Source organism: Streptomyces sp. CB02261 (assembly GCF_001905665.1).
In the GTDB taxonomy this organism is placed as follows: domain Bacteria; phylum Actinomycetota; class Actinomycetes; order Streptomycetales; family Streptomycetaceae; genus Streptomyces.
Genome location: NZ_LIVX01000012.1, coordinates 128,239 through 141,768, shown reverse-complemented (window position 1 = coordinate 141,768; position 13,530 = coordinate 128,239). Strand labels below are relative to the sequence as shown.

Genomic DNA, 13,530 nt, shown 5'->3' with positions numbered 1-13,530 from the left:
CACCGCCCAAAACGGGCATGCGCATCGCGGAACTCGGCCGCGCCTGTGGCGTGTCCACGCCCACCATCAAGTACTACATCCGCGAGGGACTGCTTCCCCCGGGCCGCCTCACGAGCAGCAACCAGGCCCGCTACACCGAGGACCATGTCCACCGGCTGCGTCTGATCCGGGCTCTGCTCGAGCTCGGCGGCCTGTCCGTGGCGAAGGTCCGGGCCATCGTGGCCGTGCTGGACGGTGAGTCCGACCTGTCATGCCGTGGCAGGGGGGCCGCCAGGCTGGACGCACTGGAGGTGCTGGCGGCCCCGGCCCCGCAGGGCGGACCGCTCGCGATCCTCTCGGCGGACCCCCGCACCCTGGCCCTGGTCTACGCACTCGCCGAGCGCCGTAGCTGGCACGCGCCCGCCGACGGCCCCGCGTTCGCACGGGTGGTCGAGATCCTGGACACCCTCGGCGAACTGGACCAACACCACTTCGCCGACCGGATTGACGCGTACGCCGCCGCAGCGGAGCAGGCGGCGGCGGCCGACGCGGAGCTGCTGCACTCCTCCAGCAGCGGGACGGGCCCGGCGGAGCGCCTGGTCGTCGCGGCCGTCCTTGGCGACCAACTGCTGTCGGCGCTGCGCCGGCTGGCCCGTACGTCAGCTACGACGGGATGATGCACCGCACCGGCCACCGAGACGGAAAAAAGGGGGGGAGGGAGCCGCCCACCGGGTACAGCCCCCTCCCCCACGCTTCGGGTCGGCGCGCCTACGAGCGGCTCACCAGCTCCCGCTCCCGCACGTGCTCCGCAACCTGAGCGGACTGCTCCGCGGAGTCTGAGACAGCGTCGGGAGCCGGGAAGAGGACGCGGTCCTCATCGGCGGCTGCGGGCTCGGGCAGGTAGCCGTCCTTGACTGCCTTCTTCTCCTTCCACAGGTAGAAGAGGGCGGCGGCGAGGATGGCGGTGCCGATGAGGTTGGCGACGAAGTGCCACCACACGCGGTACGTGACGAGAGCCGGGCCCGGGTCGATGGCGCCGAACCAGGTGGACAGGCCGATGGCGCGGCTGGCACCGAGCGCGACCGACAGGGTCAGCACGATGTGCTCGATGCCGTGGATCCCCTGCATCCAGACGCCCATCTTGGCCCACTTGCGGGACTTGAGGGCGCCGGTGGCGCGGCGGGTGATCTGAACGATGCCGAGGAGTCCGGCGAGGAAGATGAAGTTACCGGTGAGGTGCAGGATCTCCATGCCAAGGGCGGGCTTGGTCGGGTCGATCTGCCCCATGCCCCGCGCGATGCTGTTCGCCCACGGAGTCATCCAGGCGGGAGAGTACGGGTTCGCTACCCAGTAGCCTGCCTGGACAACGTGCTCCTGGAAGTGCCCGATCTGCCCGACGACTCCGAGACCGATGACGGCGACCGAGGTCTTGAACAGCCAGGGCCGCACCGGCCCTCGGTTGGCGTACGCGACCACGGCGACGGCAGCCCACATGGCAACGGCCCATCCGATGAACAGGACGGCGCCCCAGCTGTCCAGGGAGGAAACCACGCCTCCCATTTCGTGGCCTCCGTGGCCTCCGTGGCCTCCGTGCGGGTGGTCCATGGGCACCATGAATGGGCTCCTTGTCCGGATCTCAGGCAGGCGTGTCGTACATGACGGTTCCGTCACGCTACGGATCCCGGCTTCGGGCGAGCCACTTTCAGAGTGCTGACTTTTTGGAGCCTGGCAGGGAGGAGCCTTTCGGGGGGCACGACGTGATGACCCCGAGGAGCTCAGGTCGCCAGAGGGAGAAGCCGCTGGTCTGTCCCCTGTACGGGATCACGTGCGGTTCACTGTCTGCTGTCTTCGGCGAGGGTGTGCGCAACGAGCGCGTTGGCGTGGCCGTGGCCCAGGCCGTGCGCAGTCTTGAGCCAGGAGACGAGCTCCATGTGCTTGGTCAGGGGAGAGGACCGGATGGCGTCTTTCCACTCCGTGATCGGGCGGCCGTACTTCTTCTCGATCGAAGGGAAGTAGCTGGCAGGGCCCTTCACCGGTTCAGTCATGTCGCAGTGTCCTGTCTATCCGTGCGTAGTGATCTTGGATCATCGTTCCGCTTTCGCCTGGCCTGCAAGTTGCAGGGGCGTTACCGCTGTGTTGTCGGAGCGGCGGTGAGGAGCCGGACCGACACTGCGGTGAGCCAGAGGAGGCCGAGTCCCGCTCCGATAGTGAAGGCCAGGACGGTGACGGAGGAGCCCGCGAATCCGGCGAGGACTCCCACCGGCACGAGGCGGCAGGTGACGGCCCAGCCGCGCTGACCGCGGGCAGCGAAGTGCCGGGCGAGCACGAGGAACGCGGCGCACAGCGCGAGGTAGCCGACCGTGCCGCTGAGCATGTGGACGGTGCCGTGTGCACTCAGCGTGGTGACCCGGTCCTCCGGGGTACCGGCGGGGAATCCGGCCCCCGGGTCGGCGCGGAAGGCCCCGGCGAACAGAAACGAGGCACCGAACACGCCGAGCAGCCGGGGCGCCCAGGTGGCGCCGGGCGCATCGCCCAGTGTCCGGCGTATCGCGATCGCGCCGCCGATGACCAACAGGCCGGTGAGCAGGAAGGCGGTGACCTGGATCCAGCCGAGGGTGCCGAGGCTGAGCTGGCTCAGAGCGTTGCGGGTGAAGCCGAACCCGTCCCTGGTCAGGCCCTGGGCCACGCCGACGGCGAGGAAGATCGGGCCTGCTGCGATGCCGGCGGCCGACAGGAGTGGTGGCACCGGGCGGACCGGGCTCACGTCGAGGGCGGCCCGGGGGTTGAGCGTCTGGGACATGCGGAGGTCTTTCCTGGTCGCGGGTGGACGGAACGGTCTAGCGGGTCAGCGGGGGCTGGGGGTGTAGTGAGCTTGGATGACACCGTTGGCGAAGGCACGCATGGCAGCCAGATGCCAACTTGCTTTTTACAAGCATGCTTTGTCAAGTGAATCCTGGGTTACCATTTGCATCATGGCGATTCGCGAGTACGGACAGTTCTGTGGACTGGCACGGGCGATGGAAATGATCGGTGAACGCTGGACCATGCTGATCGTCCGCGACCTGCTCAACGGACCCCAGCGCTACACGGACCTGCGTAAGGGCCTGCCTGCCATCCCCACCAACATCCTGTCGACCCGTCTGAAGCAACTTGAAGAAGCCGGACTAGCCACCCGCCGTGCGCTGCCGCACCCCGAGCGCGCGGTCGTCTATGAGCTCACCGACTACGGGAGAGACCTCGAACCGGCGCTCATCGCACTGGGCCGCTGGGGAGCCCGGACGATGACCGAGCCCCGCCCCGGCGAGGCCATCACCGCCGAGTCGGTGGCCATGTCCTTCCGCACCACCTACCGGCCCGAAACGGCCCAGGGCACCACCGCCGGTTTCGAGGTCCGCATGGACGAGTTCACCATCCGCCTACAGATCACGAATGGCGCGCTGACCGTCGGCTTCGGTGCGCACCCTGCTCCTGACCTCGTCGTCGAGCGCCTGTCCGGCCACCCGATCCGCGAGCTGATGAGCGGCAGCAAGACTCCCGACGAAGTACTCGCGGACGGCAGCGTGCGCGCAGAAGGCGATCCCGCCCTTCTCAACCGGTTCGCCGAGATGTTCCGCTTCTGATCAACAACCCCTCCGTCGAGCCTGGAAGAAGGCCCGTGTGACGTGGTCTGAACGCACCGTGGAACGCGAACGGGGTCCGCCTGTCCTGCCGCGACTGGGCGGCTCGGGCAGCCCACCGTCTCCTTGCACGGGCTTGCCGGACACGCAGGCGAATGGGACAACCTCGCCCGAGCCCTGAGCCCTCGCTACCGGGTTGTCGCCATCGACCAGCGCGGCCACGGCGCCAGCGAGCGCCTCCCGCGCGAGGTGAGCCGTGCTGCGTACGTTGCCCGATGTCGTCGCCGTCCTCGAACAGCTCGACCTGCACCAGCCCGTCCTGGTGGGCCAGTCCCTGGGCGGCCACACCGCCATGCTCACCCCCCCAACCTCGTGCGCAGGCTGTCCTGATCAAAGCCGGCCCCGGCGGACCGAACCCGAACGGGCAGGCCGAGATCGGCGGATGGCTCGACGCATGGCCCACACCGTTCCCGTCGCGGGAGGCTGCCGTCGCATTCCTCGGCGGCGGTGCGGTCGGCGAGGGATGGGCCGCCGGGTTGGAGGAGCGCGGCGGCTGGTGGCCCCGCCCCGCGAGCGGCCCAGGCCCTCACCTCCAGCACCATCTCCGGCGTCGGCCACCACCACGCGGGCGGTCGGTTTCCAGTCGGCCAGCGTGTCCAGTAGACCCAGGGCAAGGCGCCACTTCTCCTGGTGCACGGTCCCGTCAGGGACTCCGGCCGCCTGGCATCGGGCTGGGTCGTCGGTCCATTCCCTGGGCAGATACAACTGCCAGTCCAATGGGCACGATGCGGTGTCGGTGTCGGTGTGGACGCTGACCGCGACCTGGCAGTTGGCCGTCTTTCCCAAAGCGCCGCAGTACTGGCGGGCCACCCCCACTGAGCGGGTGCCGCATTTGGGAAACGACACGTCGTCGATCACCCACACGTCAGGAGTGATGGCCTCGGTCAGCCGCTCGGCTATCCGTTGCCGCACCGGCAGCGGGTCCCACGGCGACGGGTTCACGAACTGCTGCAGGGCCTGCATGTTCCCGTCTGGCAGCCGCTCGGCCATCGGCTGGATCGACTTTCGCCGGCCGTCCGGCATCAGACCCCGCAGATAACACCCGCCCCACCGCCGCTGAGCCCGCCGCGGAAGCGAAGCAAACACATCGGCAACGAACTCCGACAACTCACCCCGGAGCCGTTCCACCTTCCCAAGCCTCATAACGGGAAGATGCGCACCACCAGGCTAGATCGCCCGACGTAACGAAGCGCTACTAGGGGACCGGCTCCTGCCTCACGGCCACGACACCGTCCCGGACAGCGTCTGAGCAGACTTCACGCCGGCCGAGGTCATCGCCCCCCGGCGCGCGCGACCTCCGCTCCAAGATCAGAAAGACCATACGTTCCTAGTACTCCAGCGCGATGCAAGACCTGAACGTGCCCTTCCGCCGTGAACACCACGACAGGCGCGCCCCACTGGCCGAATCACCTGAAGGTGCAGCGAGTGCCGATCCGGCCCTGCCGCGCAGTCGGTGATTCCCATACGGTCGAGGGCGAACGGCTCGTCCGAGTCGTTCGGCAGCCACAGGGACACAACGCAGAAGGGGCCGGCACGGGGTGGGCGAGGACTGGATAGAGAATGCTGTCTGTCAGGCGGCCGACGCTGAGGACCTTTTTGTGCAAGGGACGGCCCAGAACCAGGCCAAGGCCATCTGCACCGGCTGCTCCGTCCGCACCCGGTGCCTCGCCTACGCCCTCGACAATCGGATCGAGTACGGAATCTGGGGCGGAATGACCGAACGGGAGCGCCGCAGGCTACTGAGGCGTAAGCCCGCCGTCGCCTCCTGGCGCCCCCTCCTGGAGTCGGTGCAGCAACCAAGGACCGGCCGCTCCCTGACACCCGTACCTTAGGCCTTCCCGCAGACCCCAGTTCGGCCTCGTGAGATCTGCGGGCAGCTAGGCACTCTCCAGAAAATCACGGGCGAAGCTGTACAGCGGTGCCGAGCATGCGAAGGACACCGCGGCCCCGTAGTCGTTCCCCGCCCCCCTGCCCGAGCCAACGAACCAACGGTCAGACGGACCCATGATCCGCCGAGGAGTGCCTAGCCTCGTCTTCCAGGCCGTAGAGGCCCAGCGGTTCACCGCTGCTGCGATACGTCTTGTTGCGCTCTTCCTGCTTGGCAAACACCTCAGACCACTCCTTGGCCGTGAAGAGATCCCGGTTGGCCGGGTTGTTGTAGATCATCTCGAGGTACTTCATCTCGGGTGCCCTCCCCATTTCGCACGCCCCGTTGGCGCGTTGTCACCCGTCAGTCGGAGCGGGAAGCAGGTGCTCGACATCCGACGACAACATTTCTTTTCAACGGCCTCCGGGAGCACGTCGGTTACGCCCTCATCGAGCCCCTTAGACATCATCTCAATTGGCTCGTGAATGTTGGGCTCAGGCTTGCTGTGGTCCGTACCTGACCTGCAGGTTGCGCCATACTCCACGAGTGACTGCACCGATAGGCCCCGTGATCCTCTTCGACGACGACTATCACATGTACGTCCTCCAGGGCCGAGCGTCCGCCGAGGCATGGTGGGAGATGCCCGACGAGTACACCTGTGGGTTCGACGCCCTGGCCAGACCGTTGCGCATGACGGGTGAGCAGCATCAGGTCACCCTTGAGCTCAGTGGTGATGAACCGGCCGGGGCAGACCTGCGTCGTCTCGTCGCCGACCACTACCAGCGGTTCCTGCATGGGCAGGCGCCGCCCCGAGCGTCCGATCTTTCAGAGTTCGTGGCGGGGCTGCCTGTCGAGGGCTCGTAACGCGAATTCGTGCGTCCGGTAGCACTCCAGCGAATCAAGAAGTGAGTCTGCGGTAGCAGATGAGGGTGCAGGCGATGCTGGTGAAGGCGAGGAAGTGGTCGGCCTTGCGTTCGTAGCGTCGGTGGAGTCGTCGGCAGCCGGCGAGCCAGGCCATGGTGCGTTCGATGGTCCAGCGGTGGCGGCCCAGCCGTTGCGAGGACTCGACGCCCTTGCGGGCGATGCGGTGGGTGATGCCACGCTTGCGCAACCATCTCCGCAGGTGGGAGTAGTCGTATTCCCTGTCGCCGTGGAGCTTGCCGGGCTTGCGCCGCCTGCGTCCGCGGCGGGAGCGGATCGGCGGTATGCCCTTCACCAGCGGGATCAGGGCCTGGCTGTCGTGCAGGTTCGCCGCCGAGATTCCGACGGATATGGGCAGACCGGTCCGCTCGGTGATCAAGTGGATCTTCGAGCCGTACTTGCCCCGGTCCACAGGATTTGGACCTGTCAAGTTCCCCTTTTCATCGCCCGCATGTTCACCGAGTCGATCGCGCAGCGGGACCAGTCCAGCTCGCCTCGGGATCCGAGATCGTCGAGGACCAGGCGGTAGAGCTTGGCCCACACCCTGGCCTTCGTCCACTCGGAGAAGCGCCGGTGGGCCGTCGCTCCCGACGGCCCGAACGACGCTGACGGCAGCTGCTGCCACGTACAGCCCGACCTCGCCACGAACACGATCGCGGCCAGCACCTCCCGGTCACCATGCCGCCGCCGGCCACCACCCTGCGGCCGCGAAGGGGCCTCCGGCACCACTCGCTGGAACAGCTCCCACAACTCGTCCGGCACCAGCCGGTCGACAATCCCCACCACAGCTCGCAGCCTACCGAACCAATTGAGATGACGTCTAAAGCTCGTGGAAGCCCTGGGCAGCGATGTCGGAGTAGTAGGCGAAGGCGTCCTGCCCGCAAGGCCTGACGCGGCAGAGCTTTGGACAGAGCCCGCCCGGGAAGCCGTCGCACGTTGAGCCGGGCAGGCGCCTGGTCTCCTGCTGATTCAAAAGCCGCGGAGCATCACGGCGTACAGCGGGGAGTCGGCGAAGGGCTGACATTCGCCGATCTTGCGGTACCCCCACGTCTCGTAAAGAGCCTGGACACGAGGGTGGGTGACATCGACGAGGAGAGAGGCCAGCGGTTCGGGACGTCGTCCGACGAGCTCAGCGTGCAGCTGCTCCGACAGGCCGGTGGCGCGCCACTTGGGGCGCACCATCAGCTCTGACAGGTTGAAGGTCTCCTCTGCGGCGGGGGCGGGGGAGAGGTACTCGCGCCACCACTCCCGTTCATGGACAGCGGGGGCGCCATAGGCGTAGCCGGCGGGCTCGTCACCGTCGTAGGCGATGACGCAGTCGAATCCGGGCAGGCCGCTCCAGTGGTCGACGAACCACGCGAATCGCTCCGGGTCGTGGAACTCGTCGGTTTCAGTGCCGAAGGCGTCGGTGTGGACGTCGATGAGTATCTGCCGGATCTCGGCCGCCTCAGCGTGTCCGTAGCGGCGCAGGGTGTAGACGGGGGTCACGGGCGGCTCCATTCGGTGCGGTAGCGGTCGGCCCAGTCCAGCGCGGTGGCCGAGCCGGGGGCGAGGGTGATCAGGTCGCGGTGGAACTCGCCGAGCAGCGAGCGCATCCGGCCGGGAAGCGGGGCGCCCTGCATCTCGTCGAAGACCTTCGCGGTGGTCGCGGTGGCCTGGTCAATGTCGCCTTGATGGAGCTGGGCAAGCGAGAGGCGGGCGGTGGTGAGGGCCCGGTTACGGCGAAACGCGAGCGGTAGCACAGCGAGGGCCTGGAAGGATGCGGCCTCCGCGTGGGCGGCGTCTCCGAGCCGGTCGCGGACGATGGCGGTGAGCGCGAAGAGCTCCGCTGCGCCGTAGAAGGCGACCCAGCTCGGGCGCGGCTGGTCGAGGTCTGCCTTGGTGAGCGATGCTTCGGCGAGATCGAGGGCCCGCAGGGCGGGGCGGCCTTCGTTCAGATGCGCGTGGGCGATGGCGGTACGGGCGTGGGCGAGGCTTGCGTACAGCGGATCCCGCCTGGTGACGGAGGTCGCTTTGGCGGCCTGGCCTGCGGCGAGGGCTTCCGCGTAGTCGCCCTGCTGGTGGGCGAGCATCGACACCGAGTTCCAGACGCGAAGGGTCAGGGCCGGGTCTTGGGCGAGACCGGCGAGATACAGGGCCCGGTCCAGGTGCTGACGGGCTCGGGCGCGTTCGCGGGCGTCCACGCACGACCAGGCCGCGGTGGCGGTGAAGTCGGCTGCGAGCGAGAACAGCCTCTGCCGGGTGCGCTGGGTCGCGGCCCGCGCCTGGAGTGCGACGGCTTCCGCCGCACCGGCGAGCGCGGCCTTCTCTACCCGGTCGTGGCCGCCGCGCTGGTCGTCGAGGGCGTTGACGGTGTCGAGCTGCTGCCGCAGACGCAGCACGTCGCCGCTGCCGGCAGAGGGGGCGGCTCCGGACAGGGCGGCCGCGCCGGCAGCGGAGGCGATGGTGATGAAGGTACGGCGGAGCATCGGGTCCTCCGGGACGGCACGGGTCTTGCGGCGGTCGGGCGGCACGAACCCTAAGTCCGCCGCCGAGCGGCCGCTGACCTGCTCTAGAGCCATGCGGGCCTTCGCCTGCGGCCACGTTGTCTCGCCCGAGCGCCACTTACGCACTGTCACCTCGGACAGCCCGCCATGCGTCGAGGTCTTCTGCGTCACGTCGCAGATGACCTTGTTCAGGGCTTTGGCCAGTTCGAGGGCCGTCCAGTCGTTCGTCGTCATCCAGGCGACGAACACCTCATTCCGCACATGGGGCATCCCTCCACGGTAGAGGCGAGCAGCACCGCCACGATGGTCAAGAAGTGGTCAATTCGCTACGCCACTTGCGGGCAGGCAGCGCGACTTCGATATGCACCTTCCAGGTCCGGGCGCGGTTGTCTGGAACAGACGCCGACACACCGCCTTCGGGAGGCGAATCCGTGTTTGATATCCCTCTCAGCACGCCCGTCCGTGTGCGCCGCGATGCCGCCACGACGGCCGCCCTGTACGCCTGCGACCCCGACCCCGACGTCGTGCGGGGGATGCTCGCGGCCGTGGCCGCCGTCGCCGCTGGCCACGGCTGGACAATCGTGGAAGGTGGCACGGTCTTTGACGACTGCCTTCTGACCCAGGCGCCGCAGTCCCGCCCGGCTGGGACCGCCTGCGCAGTTTGGCCGAGCAGCGCCGCATCAACGTCGTCATCGTCCCGGCGCTCGGACACATGGGGTTCACCTGGTCGGTATGGCAGGCCGAGCAGCGGTTCCTGCACCGCTACGGCGTGTCCGTCGCCTCCGTCGAGCCGATGCTCGACACCCTTCTGACGGGAACGAGCAGATGACCTACGGCAGCATCGTCCACGACCCCGCCGGCCGCTTGGACACCCACCTCCCACTCGACCGCGAGCCCAACGAGCGGCTCGCCGCAGTGGTCCTGGACTGGCGGCAGGACGAACACCTCCCGCCGCAGGCAGACATCGAGCAGACCGCCCTCCAGCTGACCGGCTACGCCCGCCTCCTCGTCCACGAGGTCCGGACGAAGGCCGCGGCGCTGCCGCGAGACGGCCACGCCTCCGCCGTGGCCGCCCGCACCCTGGCACAGATCACGGCCACAGAAGCCGACAGGCGACTGAGCGCCCCACCGCTGCCCACCCGGCACTCTCTGCGGGCGGCGCAGTCCCGAGCCCGGCTCGTCAGCGCCCTGCACTGCGCGCTCGACCGCATCCTCGCGGCGGTCCCTGCCTCCGTACCGGGACCGTAAGACCGCTGCGCGCCCGCTCCGCCCGCACGGGGCCGGCGCGCAGCACGGGGCCCGCCTGCCGGGCGGGCCCCGCCCACCTGCTCCCGCACCCGCGACATAAGGACGGGGCGCGGGCCTGGAACCCTTCGGCTGAAAAACCCCAGCTCGTGCCAAGGTTCCGCAGTCTCCATCGCCCCGGACGCCTCCCCAGCACGGGAGGGCCGGGGGCGCCTTCACCGAACCTGAGAAGGAGCCCTGCCATGCCTCTGCTGAGTGAGATGGACCGCAACGGTGCCATCGCCCTCCTGAACCAGATCGTCACCGTCGGCGTCGACTTCAAGCTCGACGACCAGGTGACCCGCAAGCGCCTGGCCCCCGCCGAGATCCGCGACCTGCTGGTCACCGACCTGCCCGTGGAGCCGACCTGCGTCCCCGCGGTCGTACAGGAGCTCGTGGACACGGTCCTGCCGATGTGCAACAACGAGGCCTCCCCCCGGTTCCTCGGCTTCGGACACACCGGCGCCGACGTCGCCGCGCTCGCCGGCGGCCTGCTCGCCCTGTTCGCCCAGCAGAACCTCATCAACCAGTCCTTCGCCGCCCCCTCCGCGACGTTCACGGAGATCGCGGTCATCCGCTGGCTCCGCGACCTGATCGGCTTCACCAACCCGGCCGCCGCTGACGTGAAGACGGTGTGGGACGTCGGCGGCGTCACTACCTACGGCGGCACCGGTTCCAACACCACCGCCATGATGCTGGCCCGCGAGAACCTCGCCCCCGGCACCATGCACAACGGCGTCACCGACGCCACCCGCATGCACATCGTCGTCCCGGCCGGGATCGGCCACTACAGCGTCAAGAGCGCGCTGGAGTGGATCGGCTGCGGGGGCCGGATCATCGAGGTCCCCACCAGCGGCTACCGCTACGACCTCACCGCCCTGGAGCACACCCTGAAGGAGCGCCGGGGCGAGGTCATGTCCGTGGTCGCCTACACCGGCGACAGCCGCACCCACACGGTGGAGAACCTCCGCGCGGTCCACGACATCACCCGCGCCATCGACCCCCGGATCTGGCTCCACGCCGACGCCTGCTGGGGTCTGATGTGCGCCTTCGCGCCCGAGCTCGCCCACAAGCTCACCGGGATCGAGAACTTCGACTCGGTCACCGTCGACCCGCACAAGGTCATGGACATCCCCTACGCGATGTCCGCGCTCCTGGTCCGCGACCCCGCGTCGCTGCGGCTCGTCTCCTCCTACTCCGACCTGATCATGCAGGAGGACTTCGCGTTCGGGCAGGTCACCCCGTTCATCGGCACCAAGGAATGGTCCTCGGTGAAACTGTGGGCGATGATGCGCGCCCACGGCCGCCGAGGCCTCGCCGACCTCATGCGCCGCCGCCTCATCACCACCCGCACCTTCACCGGCCTCGTCGACGACAACTCCCGCCTGCTGCGCCTGAACGACCCCGACATGACCGCCGTGGTGTTCATGTACCTGCCCACCGGCCACGACCCGCTCCGCCCGGACGTCGAGCGGATCAACGCCATCAGCAAGGCCATCCACGCCCGCATTCTGGAAGAGGGCCGCTGGCACTTCCACCAGTTCTCCCTCCCCGACGACACCGGCCGCATCCAGCAGGACGCCACGCTCCACCCGCTGCGCTTCATGGGCAACAACGGCCGCATCACCGAGAGTCACATGCGCGACGCGCTCGCCTACGTCACCGGCCTCGGCCACGCCCTGGAACAGCAGTGAGCACCGACCTGTTCACGGCGGCCGCCGCCCTCCACCCGGTCCCCGACGGCTACGCGCTCACATACGGCTCTCACGCCACCCGCCCCCGGCCGGCATCCGACCTCGACCTCCTCTACACCGGCAACGCGCCCCTTCCCGCCGACCGGCTCGCCCAGTTGATCGACGGCGTGAAGCAGCTCCACACCGACCACGGACTGACGCTCGACGAGGAGGTCGCCTTCACCTCCAAGCTCTACGCCACCACACGGGAGATCGAGCACGCCGCCCGCCTTGACGGCTTCGACGCCGTCACTGACTACGCCACGCCTGTTGGCGACCCCGAAGCGCTGAACTCGCGCGGGTTCAAGCTGCGGCTCGTCCTCAACGCCCTGACCACCCCGCACGTCTTCCTCACCGGCGACGTCCACACCTACCGCCGCCACGTCGCCGCCGCCGAACGAGGAGCCGCGCTCCTGGCCCTGCGGATCGCGGGCACCGGAAAACTCGCTCTCACGTCGGCCGCGAGCGTCCTACTGTCGTCTCCAGAGGGCCTGACGGAGAAACACTTCCTCGGCTACCGCCACGAAACCCACCTGCACGCGGTACTGCGCCGGGGCCTTGCCCACCTCGCCCACGAGGACCTGGTCCGCATCGACCACGACACGATCACCTGGAGAGCGACGTGACCACTCGTACCTGGGACGACCTCCCGCCCGCGCTCCGCGGGCGGATCACCGACCAGCTCGCCGCCACTGGCCCGGCCGAGCCCGTCGCCGGCGGCTTCACCCCGGGCGTCCGCGTCCGGATGCCCCAGGACGACGACCGTCGGGTCTTCGTGAAGGCCATCCCCGCCGGTGACCCGCTGGCCGACATGTACCGCACCGAAGCGGCGATCAACCGCACCCTGCCCCCGGGGCCGGGCCCGCGACTTCTCGCCGAACTCGATGAGCACGACTGGGTCGTCCTGGCCTTCGAGTACATCGAGGGACGCCACCCCGACCTCGCGCCCGGCTCACCGGACCTGCCGCTCGTCCTGGACGCCGTCGCCGCGCTCCACGCCTCGCTCACCCCGAACCCCTACCCGGACGCGCCGCGGTTCACCAGCCACCCGGTCGTCGCGCAGGCCGCGGACCACCACGAGGCGATGTGGGGCGACACCCTCCTGCACTGCGACATCCGCTCCGACAACCTCCTCATCGGCGACCACGGTGTCCACTTCGTCGACTGGGCCCTCGCCCACCGGGGTGCGCCCTGGCTCGACGTGGCGCTCCTCGTCCCCCAGCTCATCCTTGCCGGACACACCCCCGAGGACGCCGAGAAGCACGCCACTCAGGTCCCGGCCTACCGTGACGCACCCGACAACGCGATCATCGCGTTCGCGTCCTCGATCACCACCTACTGGGCCCAGCGCGCCGGGCAGGGCGTTCCCGAACTGCGCCGCTACCGCAGGCGCGCCCTGACGGCGGGACGTGTGTGGGAGGCCTACCGCCGCCGGTAACCCGACCACCCGGCCCCCGCGCTTTCCCGTGGGCGTACGCGACCTGACGAGAGCGATCTCGTGGTGAGAGCGACGGCTGAAACTCTCGCTCTCACGTATTCAAGCTCTCGACAAGGGCGTCTGCTCGTCGATGCCGCCTCTCATC

16 protein-coding genes and 2 pseudogenes are annotated in these 13,530 nt (G+C 68.8%); 10 read left to right on the top strand and 8 right to left on the bottom strand.

What is annotated here, in order from left to right; genetic code table 11:
* Positions 1-17: 17 nt before the first annotated feature.
* The gene (locus AMK29_RS31570) at positions 18-656 is read left to right on the top strand and encodes a MerR family transcriptional regulator (protein ID WP_073819468.1); all 639 of its coding nucleotides are present in this window, start codon (positions 18-20) and stop codon (positions 654-656) included.
* 91 nt (positions 657-747) lie between these two features.
* Here the strand turns inward: AMK29_RS31570 and AMK29_RS31565 are convergent, their stop codons facing one another.
* From AMK29_RS31565 to AMK29_RS31555, 3 genes are all read right to left on the bottom strand, one after another.
* Positions 748-1,584 (bottom strand): DUF6008 family protein, encoded by an 837-nt coding sequence (locus AMK29_RS31565; RefSeq protein WP_443334088.1) that lies wholly within the window; start codon positions 1,582-1,584, stop codon positions 748-750.
* Between the two features lie 227 nt (positions 1,585-1,811).
* Positions 1,812-2,024, bottom strand: coding sequence for a DUF4287 domain-containing protein (locus tag AMK29_RS31560; protein ID WP_073819467.1), 213 nt, complete (start codon positions 2,022-2,024; stop codon positions 1,812-1,814).
* A gap of 80 nt (positions 2,025-2,104) precedes the next feature.
* Positions 2,105-2,779, bottom strand: coding sequence for a DUF998 domain-containing protein (locus AMK29_RS31555; protein WP_079197205.1), 675 nt, complete (start codon positions 2,777-2,779; stop codon positions 2,105-2,107).
* 172 nt (positions 2,780-2,951) lie between these two features.
* Between AMK29_RS31555 and AMK29_RS31550 the strand changes: the two genes are divergently transcribed.
* Together AMK29_RS31550 and AMK29_RS31545 are read left to right on the top strand one after the other, a co-directional pair.
* Entirely contained in the window at positions 2,952-3,599 is a 648-nt protein-coding gene (locus AMK29_RS31550) for a winged helix-turn-helix transcriptional regulator (RefSeq protein ID WP_073819466.1), read from the top strand.
* 37 nt (positions 3,600-3,636) lie between these two features.
* Positions 3,637-4,162 (top strand): annotated as a pseudogene (locus AMK29_RS31545) (alpha/beta fold hydrolase); the annotation flags it as partial.
* 10 nt (positions 4,163-4,172) lie between these two features.
* On the opposite strand, the pseudogene AMK29_RS31540 reads toward AMK29_RS31545, so the two are convergent.
* A pseudogene (locus AMK29_RS31540) lies at positions 4,173-4,799 on the bottom strand (IS701 family transposase); the annotation flags it as partial.
* Positions 4,800-5,194: 395 nt separating this feature from the next.
* Between AMK29_RS31540 and AMK29_RS31535 the strand changes: the two are divergent.
* Positions 5,195-5,488 (top strand): WhiB family transcriptional regulator, encoded by a 294-nt coding sequence (locus AMK29_RS31535; RefSeq protein ID WP_073819464.1) that lies wholly within the window; start codon positions 5,195-5,197, stop codon positions 5,486-5,488.
* Positions 5,489-5,648: 160 nt separating this feature from the next.
* Here the strand turns inward: AMK29_RS31535 and AMK29_RS31530 are convergent, their stop codons facing one another.
* Positions 5,649-5,837, bottom strand: coding sequence for a hypothetical protein (locus AMK29_RS31530; protein ID WP_073819462.1), 189 nt, complete (start codon positions 5,835-5,837; stop codon positions 5,649-5,651).
* 253 nt (positions 5,838-6,090) lie between these two features.
* Between AMK29_RS31530 and AMK29_RS31525 the strand changes: the two genes are divergently transcribed.
* Positions 6,091-6,387, top strand: coding sequence for a hypothetical protein (locus tag AMK29_RS31525; RefSeq protein WP_241845774.1), 297 nt, complete (start codon positions 6,091-6,093; stop codon positions 6,385-6,387).
* Between the two features lie 34 nt (positions 6,388-6,421).
* Here the strand turns inward: AMK29_RS31525 and AMK29_RS31520 are convergent.
* The 3 genes from AMK29_RS31520 to AMK29_RS31505 all read right to left on the bottom strand — a co-directional run bounded on the left by AMK29_RS31520 (position 6,422) and on the right by AMK29_RS31505 (position 9,200).
* Positions 6,422-7,221 (bottom strand): IS5 family transposase gene (locus AMK29_RS31520; protein ID WP_198942373.1). Its coding sequence is split into 2 segments (ribosomal slippage): positions 6,422-6,873 and positions 6,873-7,221, totalling 801 coding nucleotides; the frame shifts between segments, so codons are not numbered across the junction.
* A 192-nt stretch (positions 7,222-7,413) separates the two neighbouring features.
* Complete coding sequence (locus AMK29_RS31510; RefSeq protein ID WP_241845773.1) at positions 7,414-7,932, bottom strand: GNAT family N-acetyltransferase; 519 nt, start codon at positions 7,930-7,932, stop codon at positions 7,414-7,416.
* Complete coding sequence (locus AMK29_RS31505; protein WP_079197204.1) at positions 7,929-9,200, bottom strand: hypothetical protein; 1,272 nt, start codon at positions 9,198-9,200, stop codon at positions 7,929-7,931. Before AMK29_RS31505 ends, AMK29_RS31510 begins: the two co-directional genes overlap by 4 nt.
* Before the next feature lie 391 nt (positions 9,201-9,591).
* Between AMK29_RS31505 and AMK29_RS36595 the strand changes: the two genes are divergently transcribed.
* From AMK29_RS36595 to AMK29_RS31485, 5 genes are all read left to right on the top strand, one after another.
* Positions 9,592-9,759 carry a hypothetical protein gene (locus AMK29_RS36595; RefSeq protein ID WP_158071368.1) on the top strand — a complete coding sequence of 56 codons (168 nt, stop codon included), beginning with the start codon at positions 9,592-9,594 and terminating at the stop codon, positions 9,757-9,759.
* Positions 9,756-10,178, top strand: a complete 423-nt coding sequence (locus AMK29_RS31500) for a DUF6415 family natural product biosynthesis protein (RefSeq protein ID WP_073819454.1) — start codon at positions 9,756-9,758, stop codon at positions 10,176-10,178. Before AMK29_RS36595 ends, AMK29_RS31500 begins: the two co-directional genes overlap by 4 nt.
* A 239-nt stretch (positions 10,179-10,417) precedes the next feature.
* The gene (locus AMK29_RS31495) at positions 10,418-11,908 is read left to right on the top strand and encodes a pyridoxal phosphate-dependent decarboxylase family protein (protein ID WP_198942367.1); all 1,491 of its coding nucleotides are present in this window, start codon (positions 10,418-10,420) and stop codon (positions 11,906-11,908) included.
* Positions 11,905-12,573 (top strand): hypothetical protein, encoded by a 669-nt coding sequence (locus AMK29_RS31490; RefSeq protein ID WP_073819452.1) that lies wholly within the window; start codon positions 11,905-11,907, stop codon positions 12,571-12,573. Before AMK29_RS31495 ends, AMK29_RS31490 begins: the two co-directional genes overlap by 4 nt.
* Positions 12,570-13,385, top strand: a complete 816-nt coding sequence (locus tag AMK29_RS31485) for a phosphotransferase (RefSeq protein WP_073819450.1) — start codon at positions 12,570-12,572, stop codon at positions 13,383-13,385. Before AMK29_RS31490 ends, AMK29_RS31485 begins: the two co-directional genes overlap by 4 nt.
* Positions 13,386-13,530: the final 145 nt, after the last annotated feature.

Excerpts from the sequence above, each read along its gene's own strand:
- AMK29_RS31565 (WP_443334088.1), bottom strand. The coding sequence starts at position 1,584 with ATGGACCACCCGCACGGAGGCCACGGAGGCCACGGAGGCCACGAAATG.
- AMK29_RS31555 (WP_079197205.1), bottom strand. The coding sequence starts at position 2,779 with ATGTCCCAGACGCTCAACCCCCGGGCCGCCCTCGACGTGAGCCCGGTC.
- AMK29_RS31570 (WP_073819468.1), top strand. The coding sequence starts at position 18 with ATGCGCATCGCGGAACTCGGCCGCGCCTGTGGCGTGTCCACGCCCACC.
- AMK29_RS31560 (WP_073819467.1), bottom strand. The coding sequence starts at position 2,024 with ATGACTGAACCGGTGAAGGGCCCTGCCAGCTACTTCCCTTCGATCGAG.
- AMK29_RS31495 (WP_198942367.1), top strand. The coding sequence starts at position 10,418 with ATGCCTCTGCTGAGTGAGATGGACCGCAACGGTGCCATCGCCCTCCTG.
- AMK29_RS31500 (WP_073819454.1), top strand. The coding sequence starts at position 9,756 with ATGACCTACGGCAGCATCGTCCACGACCCCGCCGGCCGCTTGGACACC.
- AMK29_RS31550 (WP_073819466.1), top strand. The coding sequence starts at position 2,952 with ATGGCGATTCGCGAGTACGGACAGTTCTGTGGACTGGCACGGGCGATG.
- AMK29_RS31505 (WP_079197204.1), bottom strand. The coding sequence starts at position 9,200 with ATGCCCCATGTGCGGAATGAGGTGTTCGTCGCCTGGATGACGACGAAC.
- AMK29_RS31530 (WP_073819462.1), bottom strand. The coding sequence starts at position 5,837 with ATGAAGTACCTCGAGATGATCTACAACAACCCGGCCAACCGGGATCTC.